Raw genomic sequence first — 15,402 nt, forward strand, 5'->3', positions numbered from 1 at the left:
TGCAGCGGTAGGACGGGCGGTCCTTGGACGTCTTGGTACGGGCAGCCACCCCCCCCCCCCCCCCGCCCGCCCCCCCCCCCCCCCCCCCCCCCCCCCCCCCCGCACCATTGATAGTCCACCGCCACGCCCTGCCCGCACGTCGAAAGGCACCACCCGACGACCACAGAGCAGCCACGAAGCAAGCACAGCCAAGAGGCCCACAGGCGATCACGCCGCTGCGTAGCTCGCCCGGAACAGATCCTGCGCCCGCTCCACGTCCTTCGGCGTACGGAGCTGCACCTCCAGATCACCCGTCCCGTGGTGACCGAGACCCGACACGTCCCGGGTGAACTCCGGCACGAGGTCGACGTCCTTCGGGTCGACCTTCAGGTAGACCAGCAGCTTGCTCCGCTGCGGCGGACACAGGCAGGCGAAGTTCCGCAGACGCTGATACGCCCGGTACTGCTTGCGCTCAACACGGTTCACACCGTCCCCGAGCCCGAGCAGTGCCTCGTCGACCGCGCCCGCCAGCTCCATCATCGACGCGCCCTGGACGTCAGCTGCTGCCCGAGCAACCGCCCGGCGACGCACCCGGCGGGCCACGTGCATGCCACCGCTCACAGACGCCACAGTCTCAAGCCCTAGCAGGTCGCTGCCGAAGAATCGGTAGCGGACCAAGTCGATCGACCGCCGGTGCTCGCGAACGGCATGCACGTCGTAGCGCGTGAAGTCACCAGCGATACAGATCAGGCGCGGGCCGCTCCACAGGACCTGGGACGCGGCCGTCACCCCGAGCCGGTCGCGGACCAGGCGCTCGAACTCGGCCCGGTGGTCCATCAACCACACCAGGTAGAACAGGCCCTGGTTGATGACGCCGGCATCGACGCCGCGCTTGTACTCGACGATGACCGGCGATCCGTTCTCGTCCAGCCCGAGCGAATCGATCCGGCCCCCGTGGACCGGCCCCGTGCCGTACTCGCTCGCCAGGAATCGGACGCCCAACAGCGTCTCCATGTGCTCCTCGACGAGGCCCTGCACATCTGCCTCGACCTCAGCAAGACGCGGCGTGACCTCGGTCACGCCGCTTTTCGTTGTGCCCGTACGGAACAGCTTCAAGCCGACCACCCCCGTTATCGCATCGGAGATCGACAACGTCGGGTGGGCAGAGATTTGTTTCCGCAACGGGCCTGAATCATGTGAAGAACGTGCGCTTGGGGCCCAATCTACTGGGTTGGTAGCCCTCGCCGCCCGGCACGTGCACCCGTGGTTCCCCCGCGGCCCGTCGGCATCCAGCACGAATCCAGCACGGTACGGATATGGGAGGTGATGACAGGTGACGAGAGGTCAGAAAATCCAGCACCTATCCAGCACGGTAAAAATCAAGGGGTCCGACCCCGAAGAGTCAGACCCCTTCTGACCTGCATGTTTGCCAGATCAGCGAAGTGGTGTTAAGTCACCCGCTAGACATTGAACCGGAACTCCACCACGTCGTCGGACCGGTACCGCCCGCCCTCTCACTGCATCAAGCGAACGCGCCCCGGCTGCCACTATTGAGAACTGAGCAGGCGGCTTCCTAGCCCATGGCCTGTTGGATGCGATGACGCCGGCCGGCAGTCTCAACAGGGTCAACCTTCCCGAGGCGTTGGGGCCGAGCATGAGCAGGCCGACGGTCTCGTCGGGACGCAAGGTGAGGGTGACGCCGTCGACGACAACCTTGTCGGCGATACGGCGTACGACGCGGTCCTCCTGCAGGCTGGTCGAGCCGTGCTCCGTCCGCGGTAGAGCACGGCCGCGAACGCCGGTACGCCGATGAAGGACGTCACCACGCCCACCGGGATCTCCTGGGGGTCGAGAACGGTACGGGCGAGGGTCCCCACCCAAACCACGAAGACGGCTCCGGTCAGTGTCATCAGCGGCAGCAGACTGGCGTACCCGGCGCCGGTGAGCGCGCGGGTGGCGTGCGGGATAACCAGGCCGGCGAAGCCGATCGCGCAGGGGCAGCTGACCAGGGCCGCGGTGAGCAGTGCGGTGGCGCAGAGAAGGACCATGCGGGTGTGGGAGACCCGGACCCCGAGTCCGCGGCGCCACCGAGGGCGAAGACGTCCAGGGTGCGGGCGTGTTTGAGGCATCAGAACGCCGTTCACGCACAGTGAGATGCTGGGCAGCGCTTCCAGATCCAGAGTAAGGAATCACCGACCACAGCAGCACCACACCGACCCCTACCGCGCGGCTCCGGCACCTTGGACCTGCTCCGCGAACTCAGAGGGGGCACGATCTCCAGGCCGGCCGAGAGAAGGAGTCGCCAACATCCACGGCTACCTGCCCTCGGGATATACCAACACCCCTGTAGGTCTGTCTACGGCGCTTCATACTCCGTGGGCATGTGGATTACCCGGATGGTGGCCCGGTCGCGTGGTACCGGAACGGCCTGGGTGCTGATGACCTGGGCGCCCGTGGCCTGGGCTGCGTTTGCCAGATCTCGCAGGACATCGTCGACCACGGTGGTGCCGATGCCCTGCTGGTACGGGTTGTCTAGGAACAGCAAGCCGGGGAAGGCGGCTTCTTCGTCGAGGTCGGAAGCCAGGAAGAGAGTGGCGTAGCTGTAGGCCAGGAAGAAGAGCACCTTCGTCTCTGCCCCAAGAGCTTGGTCCCAGGGGCGGGTGCCGACGTAAAAGGTGAGGTCACTGTCGTTGATGGTGATGGCGCCCTTGACCCAGCCGCGTTCGCGGTACCGGTGGAGAAATTCGTTCATGCGCTCGGCGAACAAAGCGCATCGTTCAACGGATGAGAGCGTAGCCGTGGCAACGGCGACAGTCTCTTGGTCAAGTGCATCGACGGCCTGTTGTGCAGCGGTGACGGCCTGGCTGGCTACCGCGCGGCGTTGGAGGATCTCCTCAATGGCAGGAAAGGCTGTCATCTTCTGTTCGAGCTGGGCGATTTGGGCGGCCAGGTTTTCGAGGGTGGCCATGAAAGGAGCCAACTGCGCGGCGCGTTGCTCGTTGATGCGGTGAGCGAGCCGTGTCTGTTCGTCTTGAAGGCCCGCTCGGCGAGTGCGGGCCGCCTGCAGATCGGCGACGGTGCGGGCGGTGACGTCGTCCAGGTCGGCGAGTTCCGACTTGAGCGACCGGATCTCCACTTGTGCCCGTCGGCGGCGCTGGTCGTCGTTGACCGGCTGGAAGCACAGGTAGCAGGCGTCTTCGTCGTGCTCTCGGTTTGGGTCGACCCGTTGCTCGCACGCTGGGCACAGTCGAACGGGGAGGGCGTCGAAGATCTCCACGGAGGTGATGAGGCGTTCCATGCGGGTCAGCTCGGAGGTGACCGTCTGGGCGGAGTAGGTGTGTTCGCTGCCGAGTTGTTCGAGCGCGACGACCTCGTCGACCGCGAGTTGCAGCCGCCTGGATACGTCTTCGTAGAGGCTCGTCAGGGACGAGTCGTATCCGGCTGCCGTCTCGGTGGTAGGCGTTCCCTGCAGGAGGCTGTTGATCTCCTGCGTCAGTTCGTGTCGTCGTTGGCGAACCCCGTCGAGTTGGGAAGTAACCTCTTCGCGTGCGGTCGCTACCTGGTCGAGGGTGCGGGCGACGGGGATGCCGAGCCGTTCGGAAATGGCAGTGACCGCCTGCAATGTGCTGTCCTGCACGTCCCGCTCCACTGCCTGGGCTTCGGCAAGGCGCCGCTTGGCCTGGGCGACGGCGAAGTCCTTGGTGTCGTAGCGGGAGCGGGCGAAGCCCAGGAGCATACTGACGACGCCGCGTCGGATGAATTCCTGTTCCTTGTTGGCGAAGCTCGTCCAGGATTCCTCGTTGCGGTAGAAGTGGCGCAGCAGGTTCCGGAAGGACAAGGGCGTCAGTTCACTGGCTGTGGCCGGGTGGAGGCCCTTGGGGATGCGCAGGTTGGGCCAGCCCAGTTCGCGCAGGATCCAGTCGGAGAAGTCGGCGTCGGTCAGCTCGTCTCCGTCGACGTACACCTTGTTCATGCGCCCGTGCTGCAGGAGACGGGTGAAGATGCGAGGGTGTCCGTTGAGCCGGATAGCGGTGGAGACCTCGATGTACTCGTCGGAGACGGCGGCACCGAGAGCGTCGATCATCCCGCCGCGGTCGCCGAAGCAGTAGTCGATGACCTTCAGCGTGGTTGTCTTGGAGCTGTTGCGGGGCCCGCTGAGGATGTTCAGCATGCCGGTTCCGAAGGCGTACTCGTCGATCTCTGCGGTGTTGTGGACTAGCTTGACGGAGTCGATCCTGATCCCGCGGTCGGGGTGGGCGGTCACGGGCTTTGTCATGGCCGGATCTCCTGGCGGAAGGGCGCGTTGCCGACCTCGTCTGGGAACAGGTCGTAGATCAGGTTCTTCAGGTCGGTGCCCGACATGGCAGCCAGATTTCCTCGCATGGCCTGACAGCGTCGGACAAGCGGCTGGAACTGCCGGGCTTCGGTGAGACGTTGTGCTGTCCTCTTACCAACGGCTTTGAGTTTCACTCGTTCGACCCGGTGGGTCGTGACGGTCACGAGGTCCCTGGAGACGAGGAAGGCGAGGAACTGCCGGTAGCGCTGGTCCCAGGGCCCGTAGCGGTAACGGATCATCGGTGCCTCGACCTCAGACGGATCGCTGGCGAGAAAGGTGGTTTCGGCACCCACGGCTTCCGGCATCGCGGCGTGGGCCCGCTCCAGGAACCCTGGATAGCGCACGAAGAAATCAAGCTTGGCGAACTTCGTCCGCCCCTCGATGTAGGGACCGGGCTCCTCACCACACAGGTAGATGAGCAGCAGGAGCCGTGTTGCGTGGAAGTCAGGGGAGTCGTCCGGGTCCCAGGCGCGATACAGCGGGGGCACCACGCTGCTGCCGATCTTATGAGGCATCGGCGTACCTGTTCTGGCAGCGTGCCGTGATGTCGGAAAGCACCGCGTGGGCCTCGGCAAGGGTGAACTGTCGGCTGGTCACCTCGGGCAGCTCACTCACCGCCACGAGCGTCTCGAAGTACGCCGCCGAGCCGGCGTCGAGACGTCTGGCGCGTCGCTTCGCCATCGTGAGCGTGCAGATGGCGTTGATCTGATCGGCCAAATCGTCGTACGCGCGGCGCCGCGTGCCGACACTGGCGCGGTAGGTCCGACGGTAGGCGAGCATGGCATCGTGCTGGGCTTCCGCCTCGGGCTCCGGTATTTCGGCAGCCCGCAGCTTGATCTTGAGTTTCATCAACAGTTCGGTGGAACCGTCTCGCCGTCGGCCGGTTGCTCTGCGCACGCTGTCGTCGAGGGCCGCACCGAAGTCGTCCGCGGTGAAGGTTCTCGGTCGCAATTCAAGGGCGCTGCGGGCTATGTACCGGGAGATCAGCCAGATCATGACCTCCTCGACTTCCTCGTACAGCGGTTTCTCACCCAGGCACGCTTCCACCAGTGGCGCTAGCCGCGCCATGGCCTCCGCCTCGACCTGGTCGATGGTGCGCGCCTCCACCAGAACGTCCAGACGGTCGACACACCATCCGATGTCCCTGCCGTCCGGCAGTTGTACCCCTCTGAGCCTCTTGACTATGTCCGCCCGGGCGTCAGCACTCACAGGACCGCGAGGACGGTCACGTTCCGCGACGAACTCATAAAGGTCCCGCTGAGGCGTCTCGTTGACGATGAAGGTGAACCGTGTGCCGTCCGGCAGCGGCTTGCCCAGGAACAGCTTGCCCAGATAGCTGCTGTCTGCGGCCTTCTTCTCCTCCGGTCGGCAAACGTTGGCGATGCTGTGCCGGGTTCCGGCTTCCTCAATCGTCTTAACCTGCCGGTATACAGGTGCGCCATCCCGATGACACAGGATGTCCTCCAGGTCCTCCCACGAGACCGCCGTCCACTGCCCTTCGAGCATGTCCAGGCAGTCCAGCACCGTGACGGCATCCTGATAGGCGAACCCCCGCCTGCTCCGACGGCCGCCGTCAGCAGGCGCGAGCACCACGGCCGCCTCGTGCGCACTGACGCACTGCGCTGGGCCCTCGATACACGGCAAAATGGCCTGTTCGCACAGTTCCCCCATAAGCCACTTCGGAGCATGCAGTAGATCACCGCATCACCCAGAAGAGCAACGGTCATGCAGAACATCAGCCTCGCTCCGTGTCCGTGCCGTCACAGACGCAGCTCGGCAGGAGAAGTGAAGGTGGCGGCTCAGTCGCGGGCTATGGACGCTGCAAGGGAGCTGTCGGAGACGCGCACTCACCCGAACTCACACTGCAGCTGTTGGACGGCAGATCCTTACAACCACGCTATGCCAGCGATGCCAGGCAAATCGTGCGCCGAGGCAGGCTCAAGCGGTCGGTCGTAGGAGCTGAACAGCCCTCGATGCGCTGGCCAGTCATCCGCGCCCGCGCATAGCCGCATGGACCGCGCCGAGTTGCACAGGTCGTAGGGCCGTTTCGCGAGCGGCGTGCTGTTGAGGGCGGGAGGCAGGGTGAAACGGGGGACTCTGGGTTACAGGAGGAGGGTGAGGCGGCGCAGGAGCGACACCTGTCACGAAGCGCGCCTGCAGCAGTAGGAGGCACCTTTGGCCTGCCGCGACATGTGGGGCGTAGCCCGTGCCGCCCTGCTCCGCTAAAGCCAAGCAACATAGCCCGTGATCGCCGGTTAGCCAAACCGGCGTTTCCAGAGACGATTGTTTCGCTAACGTCCGCTCCCGAGCACAACCACGGACTTAAGCGACAGGGAAAGCGCGTCGCCCTGGCGGCCCTATATTGTCACGCCGCGTTCTCCGTTCGCGAACTGTGTCGTCCGTCTCTGGACTCTTCCACAGATCCGTCTAGTGTTCCGTACTCCCCGGAGAATAGGCCCACTTGCCCATTGAGCCGATAGCAACTATCGCCAACGCCGAACCGCATCACGAGAAGGAGGCCGCAGCGTACCCTGCAGCTTCTCGCAATCATGTCGTCTCACCTGATAATCAAGCGCCTCTCTTGACCAACTCCTGGTATTCAACCAGCGACCTCGCCGCTTTCCTGAGAGTGGATGCCTCAACCCTGCGCCGCTGGCGCACTGCTCAGCCACCTCAGGGACCGCCTTTCGTCACAGTCTCGGAACGCGTCGTCATGTACAGCGCCCTCGACGTCGAGGAATGGCTGCGCCGCCGACGCACCGTCCCGGCCAAGGAGCTCAATGGCCGATAAGACCAACGTTCCTGTCGGAGTCCGGCTCTCCACCGACATCGAGTACCGTCCTGACCGCCCCACTCCGTATCGGGCACGCGTCCGGTGGACCGATCCGACCAGCAAGCGCCGCCAGTCACTATCCGAGGGAAAAGAAAGCGAAGAAGAAGCCCAGGAATGGCTCCAAGCGATCATTGAGGCCGCACAAGCCGGCCTGACTCCGTCGCTGGCCACCATGAAGCTCGCCCAATACGGCGAAGCGAACATGGACCTCGCCTTGCGCGGCCTGGAGTTGAAAACGCTGGATCCCTACCTCTCGGGATGGCGAATGCGTGTTGTCCCCGCCCTGGGCCACCTCGCCGTGCGGATGATCACCAACGGCGTCGTCGACCGCACCGTGCAGAACTGGATCGCCGACGAGCACAGCCGCTCGACGGTGAAGAACACCATCGCCGTCTTGGTCCGCGTCATGGAGCAGGCAGTCCGTGACGGCATCATCAAGGTCAACCCCGCCCGGGTGACCGGCTGGCAGAAACTCTACAAGCAGGCCGAAGACGAACTCCTCGACCCACGCGCGCTGGCCCTGCCCGACTGGGAGACCCTCGTCGCACTGGCCGACGGGCTCGTGGCCGCCTCCCACGACCAGTACCGCGGCTGGGGAGACGTGGTCATCTTCGCCGCGTGCACCGCCGCGCGGATCGGCGAGGTCTCAGGCTGCCGCGTCGGAGACATCGACACCACCCAGTGGATCTGGACCGTGCGGCGTCAGACCACGCCCGCGCCCGGCGGGCTGACCGACAAGGGCACCAAGGGCAAGCGGGCACGCAAGGTTCCCATCGTCGAGGAGATCCGCCCCCTCATCGCCCAGCGCATCCTGTCCGCCGGCCCCAATCCCGACGCCCGTCTGTTCACCGGCCCGCGCGGCGGACGCATCTCCACTGCCGTTTTGCGCGACGCCACACACTGGGACGACGTGGTCACCAAGCTCGGCTACGAGCACCTGCGCCGCCATGACCTCCGGCACACCGGACTGACTTGGTTCGCCGACGCCGGAGTCCAAGTACACGTCCTACGCAGGATCGCCGGCCACGGGTCACTGACCACCACCCAGCGCTACCTGCACCCGGACGTACACAAGATCACGGCTGCCGGGGCGGCGCTTTCGGCCCACTTCAGCGTGCTGCGCGCACCGCGCTCGCTGCCGAGCCCGATCGTCGTGACCCGCTGACCCCGGTCAAGGACGCCGGTCCCCAGTTGGTCCCCAAGAATGATCAAGGGCCGGTTTCGGAAGCCTCCGAAACCGGCCCTGACCTGCGACTCGTTCGAGTCGGGACGACAGGATTTGAACCTGCGACCCCTTGACCCCCAGTCAAGTGCGCTACCAAGCTGCGCCACGTCCCGATGCGGCTCGCGCGGCGGACCGCGTGATCACACAGGTCAACCCTACCCCATAAGAGCGGTGGTGGGCCGCCACCGGGGCGGTCCCGTGAGTGGTGGTGGGTGCCAGGTGTTCGCCGACTCGGGGGCCGTCACCCCGGCACGGTGGCGCATTCGCTCCGCCCGCGCAAGGCCGCGCCGGTGGTGCACCGCTGACCTGCTCGGAACTCAACCACGAACTCCCCCCGGGACTTGGGAGCTCTCGGTTCGCCATCGCCATCGCCCTCCCGTCCGCCGGTCACGCGCCGCCTGCGAGCTGATCACCGGTGTGCTCGCATCGCCGTGCCCACGTCTTCGGGTTCGGCGAACAGGTCTTCGCCGACCGCAGCCACCCGAGCGCGCGCTGCCGCACTTGCCCTGAGTGCCGTGCCTGCGAACGTGCGTCCTCCCATCGCCGGGCGTGGAAATGTCCTGTCAAAAGGTTGACATGACGCACAGCGCCGCAGAGGGTGAGCGGACAGGACACGGACCGGGCCGGAAAGAGGCTTTCATGGTGGATGCGCTGGGTGTCGCCGTCATCGGATTCGGCTGGATGGGGCGGGTGCACACCCAGGCGTACGCCCGCGTGGCGCACCACTATCCGCAGCTGCCCCTGCGTCCGGAGCTGGTCATGGTCGCCGAGGAGGTGCCGGGCCGGGCCGAGGAGGCCGCCGCGCAGTTCGGGTTCGTTTCGACGGCCCGCGACTGGCGGGAGGCGGCCGCCGATCCCCGGGTGCGGGCCGTCAGCATCACCGCCCCGAACTTCCTGCACCGCGAGATCGGTGTCGCGATGGCCGAGGCCGGCAAGCACATCTGGATCGAGAAGCCGGTGGGCCTCGGTTCCGAGGACGCCCGGGCGGTGGCGGACGCGGTCGCTGCGGCGGGGGTGCAGGGCGCGGTCGGTTTCAACTACCGCAACGCGCCGGCTGTGGAGACGGCGCGCGAGCTGATCGCCTCCGGTGAGATCGGCACGGTCACTCATGTCCGCGTCCGGCTGTTCAGCGACTACGCCGCCCATCCCGAGGGCGCCCTGACCTGGCGCTACGAGCGGGAGCGCGGCGGCAGCGGGGTGCTGGGCGACCTGGCCTCGCACGGTGCCGACCTGGCCCGGTTCCTGCTCGGCGACATCGCCTCGCTGACCGCCGACACGGCCATCTTCCTGCCCGAGCGGGCCCGTCCGGCGGGCGCCACGGCCGGCCACTCCCGCGCGGCGGGCGGCGAACTCGCTCCGGTGGAGAACGAGGACTACGTCAACTGCCTGCTGCGGTTCGCCTCCGGAGCGCGCGGGGTGCTCGAGGCCTGCCGGGTGTCGGTGGGTGAACAGAACAACTACGGCTTCGAGGTGCACGGCACCAAGGGGGCGGTGTTCTGGGACTTCCGCCGGATGAACGAACTCGGTGTCAGCCGTGGCACCGTCTACCAGGACCAGCCCGTCGGCACCGTGTACGTCGGCCCGGGCCACGGCGAGTTCGGCGCCTTCCAACCGGGCGCCGCGAACGCGATGGGCTATGACGACCTGAAGGTGATCGAGGCGTACCGCTTCCTGCGGTCCGTGGCCGAGGGCGTGCCGTACGGAGCCACCGTGGCGGACGCCGTACACAGTGCCGTCGTGCTGGACGCGATGACGCGGTCGGCGGAGAGCGGGGGCTGGGTGACGGTGGGCGGGCCAGGGGTCCTCTGACACCTTTCCTCTCCCTCGCCGCCCCTTCCCGTCCCGTCCTCAAGGGGCGCTGCCCCTTCGACCCCGGACGGGCGGGTGGTGGGGTGGTTGCTCGCGCCCCTTCAGGGGCGCGAGGAACCGCGCGAAGTGATCTGGGGGGCAGCCCTCATGGACGGGAAGGGACGGCGGGGCGAAGAGGCCCGCGGTCGTCTCCCTCACGCGTTCTCCCGTCGGCCCAGCCACACCTTCACCGGTACCAGGACCAGCCACCACCACATGGCGGCGGGCCCCACGATCAGGGCCAGCGGGATGGTCGCCAGGAACACCACTACTGTCGCGCCCAGGTCGACGGCGTAGAGTGCCTCGTCCCGCACGGGCGCCGCCCCGCCGCGCAGCCAGGGGCGGCGGACGACGAGGGCGGCCAGCGCGAGGTGGACCGCGCCGAGCGAGGCGACCGCCGCCGAGTAGATGACCACCGAGACGGGTTCGTCGCCGTACTCGGAGACCAGTGTGGTCGGGAACGGCAGCAGCGCCGCGAGCCCCAGACCGAGCACGGTCAGCGCGATCACGTCCCCGTCCACCTGTTGGACCGAGCGGAAGATCGCCCGGTGGTCGCGCCAGAAGCCGGCCAGCACCGCCAGACTGATCGCGTAGGCACCCAGGTTGGGCAGCGTGTCACTCAGCGCCCGGCGGTACTCCCCCGGGTCCAGACCCTGCGGCACGGAGATGTCCAGGACCAGCAGAGTGACGGCGATGGCGAACACGCCGTCGGCGAGCGCGATGAGCCGTTCGGGCCCGCCGTCCGGGGTCGGTTTCCTCATGCGCACGACCGTAGGCAGCCCCGTCCCGGTGTGGCGGCATACACGCCTGGACCGTCACCCGGCGGGCGTCGGGGGCGGCATGTTGTAGGGGGTCACCACCTGGATGGCGGAGGGCAGGGTGGGCCCAGCGGGCGGGAGGGCGCCGTGGGCGCGCATCACGAGGTGGCAGGCCTCGCGCAGGTCGTGGCGCAGGTCGTGGTGGAGCACGGCGGACAGCCGGTGCTCGCGCAGCAGCCGGGTGTTGTCGTGGTCGAGGTCGTGGGCGACGAACACGGCGCACTCGCGCCCGGCGTCCTCGAAGGCGCGCAGGGTCGCGATGTTGCCGCCGCCGATCGAGTAGACCGCGCGGATCTCCGGATCACGGTCCAGGGCGGCCCGGACCAGGTCGTACTGCGTGGCGTCCAGCCCTTGTCCCTCGGCGATCTCGACGAGGGCCCGCCCGGGGTGACGGGCGCGCATCGCGCCGCGGAAGCCCATCTCGCGCTCCTCCTCGTTGCGGAAGAAGCCGCTCGACAGGCTGGTGAGCACATTGCCGGGACGGTCACCCAGCCACTGCCCCATCAGGTAGGCGGCGGTGGCACCCGCCGCACGGTTGTCGCTGCCGACATGACCGATCCGGGCGCTCGCGGGCAGGTCCGTCACCAGGGTCACCACCGGGATGCCCGCCGACGCGAGCCGGCCGACGGCGGCAGTGATCTCGGGGACGTCGGGCGCCTTGAGGATCACGCCCTGCGAGCCGCGCCGGGCGATCCGGTCGAGGACGGCGACCAGCTCCCCCGCCGGGCCGGTCTCACGGAAGTGGAAGCGGGAGCGGACCACCGCCGGGTGGAGGGAGGGCAGTTCGGCCTCCAGGGCGGCACGGACCGCGGTGGAGAACCGCTCCGGCGACTGCATGACGATGTCCACCATGAAGGTCCGGCCGACGAGCCGGACCTGGGTGCGCTGTCGGTCCAGGTCGGCCATCGCGCGGTGCACCTCTTGCGCGGTGCTCTCCCGCACCCCTCCCCGGCCGTTGAGAACGCGGTCCACCGTGGCCTCGCTCAACCCTGCCTGACGTGCGATTTCCCGGAGCGGGAAGGGGTGGCCCATGCGGCGGCTCCTGAGGGCTTTTTGATGGCATCCTGCTGGTTGTTCGAAGGGTTTGTACTGACAAGAATGACATCAACCGCGTCGCTTCATGACCAGACGTGACCAGAAGGGACGACCCCATGTCCGCATCGTTGTCCGTGCAGTCCCCCGCGCCCGTCGCCTGGCTGTCCGAGCGGGACTGCGACCTGGACGCCCTGCGCGTTCTCGTCGAGCAGCAGACCGACCCGGCCCGCTACCCGTACGCCGCCGCCGTCGAGCGGAACGTGCTGCTCTACGACGCCGAGCGGCTCGCCCTCCCCGACCGCCGTGCCGTACAGACCGAACTGGTGCGCGCCCTCGCCGAGGGCCCCGGCATCGTGGTGATCCGCGGCGCCTTCCCCGACCCGGCGGTCGTGGACCGGACCACCGCCGTGTTCGAGGCCCTGATCGCCGAGCAGCGCGCCGCGGGCGCGGCGGCCGGTGACCACTTCGCCAAGCCGGGCGCCAACGACCGGGTGTGGAACGCGCTGGAGAAGGCGGCCCTGTACGACCCGCAGGCGTTCGCCGACTACTACGCCAACGATGTGATCGCCCTGGTCTCCTCGGCCTGGCTGGGCCCCGGCTATCAGGTCACCTCCCAGGTCAACGTGGTCAATCCGGGCGGTGCCGCACAGACCGTGCACCGTGACTACCACCTCGGTTTCCTCTCCAACGAGGCCGCCGCCCGCTACCCGGCCCATGTGCACCGCCTCTCCCCCGTGCTCACCCTGCAGGGCGCGGTGGCGCACTGCGACATGCCTGTCGAGTCCGGACCCACGCTCTACCTGCCGCACTCGCAGAAGTACGAGCCCGGCTATCTCGCCTGGCGGCTCCCGGAGTTCCACGCGTACTTCGAGGAGCACCACGTCCAGCTGCCGCTCACCAAGGGCGACGCGGTGTTCTTCAACCCGGCGCTGTTGCACGCCGCCGGCGCCAACCACTCGGCGGACATCCGGCGGATGGCCAACCTGCTCCAGGTGTCGTCCGCGTTCGGGCGGGCCATGGAGAGCGTGGACCGCGAGACCGTGGCGGGCGCCGTGTACCCGGTGCTCCTGGGCCGCAAGGCCGAAGGCGCCGGGGAGCAGTGGCTGGAGAACGTGATCGCGGCGAGCGCCGAGGGGTACCCCTTCCCCACCAACCTGGACAACGACCCGCCGGTCGACGGTCTGGCCCCGCCCTCGCAGGCCGATGTCGTACGCCGGGCGCTGCGCGAGGGATGGACCGCGCGGACCCTGCGGGACGAACTGCGGGCCGGTGCCAAGCGGCGCGAGAGCTGAAAGGAACCCGGAAGGACATCATGGGACTTCTCGACGACAAGGTCGTCCTCGTCAACGGCGGCAGTCAGGGCGTCGGTGCCGCCGTCGCGCGGGCCGCGGTCCGCGAGGGGGCGGTCGTGACCGTCACCGGGCGGCGCTCGGAACCCGGTGAGGCGCTGGTCACCGAGCTGGCCGAGGGGGGCGGCAAGGCGATGTTCGTACGGGCCGACCTGGCGGACGCGGAGCAGGCCAGGGCCTCGGTGGCCCAGGTGGTCCGGGCGTACGGCCGGGTCGACTGCCTGGTGAACTCCGCCGGTCTGACCTCGCGCGGGACGCTGCTGGACACCACTCCCGAGCTGTTCGACCAGCACATCGCGATCAACCTCAAGGCACCGTTCTTCGCCATGCAGGCCGCCGTCGCGGACATGGTGCGGCGCGAGGAGCCCGGCACCATCGTCAACATCATCACCTCGTCGGCGCACGGAGGGCAGCCGTTCCTGGCGCCGTACGTCGCCGCGAAGGCAGGGCTGATCGGCCTGACCCGCAACGCGGCGCACGCCCACCGCTGGGACCGGATCCGGATCAACGGCCTGAACATCGGCTGGACCGCCACCGAGGGCGAGGACACCACCCAGCGCACCTTCCACGCCGCCGGGGACGACTGGCGCGAACAGGCCGCCGCACGGCTGCCGATGGGCAAGCTCGGCCAGCCGGACGAGATCGCCGACTTCGTGGTCCTGCTGCTGTCCGACCGTTCCGGGGTGGTCACCGGGTCCGTGATCGACTGGGACCAGAACGTCCTCGGCGGCCTCGACTGACCTCCCCCCGCCCCCGCCCGTACGCACCAGCACGCATCACTACGCACCCAAGGAGCACGTCCCCATGCGTATCGGAATCCTCGGTCTCGGCCGCATCGGCGCCTTCCACGCCGAGACCCTGTCCGGGCTCGACGCCGTAGAGTCCCTCGTCGTGTCCGACCCGTTCGCGGAGGCCGCGAAGGCCGCCGCCGAGCGGTTCGGCGCGGAGGTCGCGGACTCCCCCGAGGCAGTGCTCGCGGCCGGGGTGGACGGTGTGGTCGTGGCCGCCGCGACCGACGCGCACCCGGCGCTGATCCTGGCCTGTGTGGAGGCGGGCGTGCCCGTCTTCTGCGAGAAGCCCGTGGCCCGCACCATGGCCGAGGGTGTGGCAGTGCTGAAGGCCGCCGAGGGACGGGACGTGCCGGTCCAGATCGGCTACAACCGCCGATTCGACGCCGGCTTCGTCGCCGCGCGGGCCGCCGTACGGAGCGGGGAGCTGGGCACGCTGCACACCGTGCGCTCGACCACCCTGGACCCGGCGCCGCCGCCGGCCGCGTACATCGCCGCGTCCGGGGGCATCTTCCGGGACTGCTCCGTGCACGACTTCGACATCATCCGCTGGGTGACCGGCCGGGAGGTGACCGAGGTGTACGCGGCCGGCGGCAACCGGGGTGCCGACTTCATCAGGGAGGCGGGCGACGCCGACACCACCGGCGCGGTCCTCACCCTGGACGACGGCACCCTCGCGGTGGTCTCCAACAGCCGCCACAACGCCCGGGGTTACGACGTCCGTATGGAGCTCCACGGCTTCCGGGACTCCATCGCGGTGGGCCTGGAGGACAAGCTGCCGCTGCGGTCGGTGGAGCCGGGCGTGACGTTCCCCGCGGGCATCCCTCACGACTTCTTCATGGACCGCTTCACCGCCGCCTACCGCGCCGAGCTGACGGCGTTCACCGAGGTCGTGGCCGGCTCCGTGTCCTCGCCGTGCACGATCGCCGACGCCCTGGAGGCGGGCTGGATCGCCGAGGCGTGCACACTGTCCCTGCACGAGCACCGTCCCGTCACCGTCGAGGAGGTACGGCACGCATGAGCGAGTCCGGCCGGGAACCCCTGCGCATCGGAATCCTGGGAGCCGCGCGGATCACCGAGCGCTCCCTCGTTGCCCCGGCCCGGGCGGGGGGGGGGGGGGGGGGGGGGGGGGGGGGGGGGCGGGGTCGGCGCCGGATGGGAGCTCGCTGTTGCGCGCGCGGTGTTTGGGTG

General features: G+C 68.3%; 13 protein-coding genes, 1 tRNA gene and 1 pseudogene (1 of these 15 running past the window's edge). 7 read left to right on the forward strand and 8 right to left on the reverse strand.

The window, feature by feature from the left end; all coding sequences use genetic code 11:
- Positions 1-207 precede the first annotated feature (207 nt).
- The 5 genes and pseudogenes from ACZ5C2_RS21560 to ACZ5C2_RS21580 form a co-directional block, all read right to left on the reverse strand.
- Entirely contained in the window at positions 208-1,104 is an 897-nt protein-coding gene (locus tag ACZ5C2_RS21560) for a DUF5655 domain-containing protein (RefSeq protein ID WP_323136857.1), read from the reverse strand.
- Positions 1,105-1,742: 638 nt separating this feature from the next.
- A pseudogene (locus ACZ5C2_RS21565) lies at positions 1,743-2,107 on the reverse strand (iron chelate uptake ABC transporter family permease subunit); the annotation flags it as partial.
- Between the two features lie 228 nt (positions 2,108-2,335).
- Entirely contained in the window at positions 2,336-4,255 is a 1,920-nt protein-coding gene (locus ACZ5C2_RS21570) for a coiled-coil domain-containing protein (RefSeq protein ID WP_189909688.1), read from the reverse strand.
- Complete coding sequence (locus tag ACZ5C2_RS21575) at positions 4,252-4,830, reverse strand: hypothetical protein (protein ID WP_266402872.1); 579 nt, start codon at positions 4,828-4,830, stop codon at positions 4,252-4,254. Before ACZ5C2_RS21575 ends, ACZ5C2_RS21570 begins: the two co-directional genes overlap by 4 nt.
- Positions 4,820-5,908, reverse strand: a complete 1,089-nt coding sequence (locus tag ACZ5C2_RS21580; protein WP_189909690.1) for a dsDNA nuclease domain-containing protein — start codon at positions 5,906-5,908, stop codon at positions 4,820-4,822. Before ACZ5C2_RS21580 ends, ACZ5C2_RS21575 begins: the two co-directional genes overlap by 11 nt.
- 988 nt (positions 5,909-6,896) lie before the next feature.
- Between ACZ5C2_RS21580 and ACZ5C2_RS21585 the strand changes: the two genes are divergently transcribed.
- Both ACZ5C2_RS21585 and ACZ5C2_RS21590 read left to right on the forward strand, forming a co-directional pair.
- Positions 6,897-7,106, forward strand: coding sequence for a helix-turn-helix transcriptional regulator (locus tag ACZ5C2_RS21585; RefSeq protein WP_189909733.1), 210 nt, complete (start codon positions 6,897-6,899; stop codon positions 7,104-7,106).
- Positions 7,096-8,313 (forward strand): tyrosine-type recombinase/integrase, encoded by a 1,218-nt coding sequence (locus ACZ5C2_RS21590; RefSeq protein ID WP_189909691.1) that lies wholly within the window; start codon positions 7,096-7,098, stop codon positions 8,311-8,313. Before ACZ5C2_RS21585 ends, ACZ5C2_RS21590 begins: the two co-directional genes overlap by 11 nt.
- Before the next feature lie 99 nt (positions 8,314-8,412).
- Here the strand turns inward: ACZ5C2_RS21590 and ACZ5C2_RS21595 are convergent.
- Positions 8,413-8,486 (reverse strand) — tRNA-Pro (locus ACZ5C2_RS21595).
- Positions 8,487-9,012: 526 nt separating this feature from the next.
- On the opposite strand from ACZ5C2_RS21595, the gene ACZ5C2_RS21600 reads away from it, so the two are divergent.
- Positions 9,013-10,182 (forward strand): Gfo/Idh/MocA family protein, encoded by a 1,170-nt coding sequence (locus tag ACZ5C2_RS21600; RefSeq protein WP_468793240.1) that lies wholly within the window; start codon positions 9,013-9,015, stop codon positions 10,180-10,182.
- Positions 10,183-10,376: 194 nt separating this feature from the next.
- On the opposite strand, the gene ACZ5C2_RS21605 is transcribed toward ACZ5C2_RS21600, so the two are convergent.
- Together ACZ5C2_RS21605 and ACZ5C2_RS21610 are read right to left on the reverse strand one after the other, a co-directional pair.
- Complete coding sequence (locus ACZ5C2_RS21605; protein ID WP_468793243.1) at positions 10,377-10,982, reverse strand: TMEM175 family protein; 606 nt, start codon at positions 10,980-10,982, stop codon at positions 10,377-10,379.
- Positions 10,983-11,036: 54 nt separating this feature from the next.
- Positions 11,037-12,071 carry a LacI family DNA-binding transcriptional regulator gene (locus tag ACZ5C2_RS21610; protein WP_468793245.1) on the reverse strand — a complete coding sequence of 345 codons (1,035 nt, stop codon included), beginning with the start codon at positions 12,069-12,071 and terminating at the stop codon, positions 11,037-11,039.
- Between the two features lie 119 nt (positions 12,072-12,190).
- On the opposite strand from ACZ5C2_RS21610, the gene ACZ5C2_RS21615 reads away from it, so the two are divergent.
- The 4 genes from ACZ5C2_RS21615 to ACZ5C2_RS21630 all read left to right on the forward strand — a co-directional run.
- Positions 12,191-13,366 (forward strand): phytanoyl-CoA dioxygenase family protein, encoded by a 1,176-nt coding sequence (locus ACZ5C2_RS21615; RefSeq protein WP_468793248.1) that lies wholly within the window; start codon positions 12,191-12,193, stop codon positions 13,364-13,366.
- A gap of 20 nt (positions 13,367-13,386) precedes the next feature.
- Positions 13,387-14,163: an SDR family oxidoreductase gene (locus ACZ5C2_RS21620; protein ID WP_468793251.1), complete on the forward strand. Its 777-nt coding sequence runs from the start codon at positions 13,387-13,389 to the stop codon at positions 14,161-14,163.
- Positions 14,164-14,227: 64 nt separating this feature from the next.
- Positions 14,228-15,232 carry a Gfo/Idh/MocA family protein gene (locus ACZ5C2_RS21625; protein ID WP_468793254.1) on the forward strand — a complete coding sequence of 335 codons (1,005 nt, stop codon included), beginning with the start codon at positions 14,228-14,230 and terminating at the stop codon, positions 15,230-15,232.
- Positions 15,229-15,402, forward strand: partial view of a Gfo/Idh/MocA family protein gene (locus ACZ5C2_RS21630; RefSeq protein WP_468793256.1) — the start only. 999 nt of this gene lie beyond the right edge of the window; only the first 174 of its 1,173 coding nucleotides appear in the window; it begins with the start codon at positions 15,229-15,231; the stop codon falls past the right edge of the window. The genes ACZ5C2_RS21625 and ACZ5C2_RS21630 overlap by 4 nt, the downstream gene beginning before the upstream one ends.

The organism is Streptomyces sp. NPDC031365 (assembly GCF_055569765.1).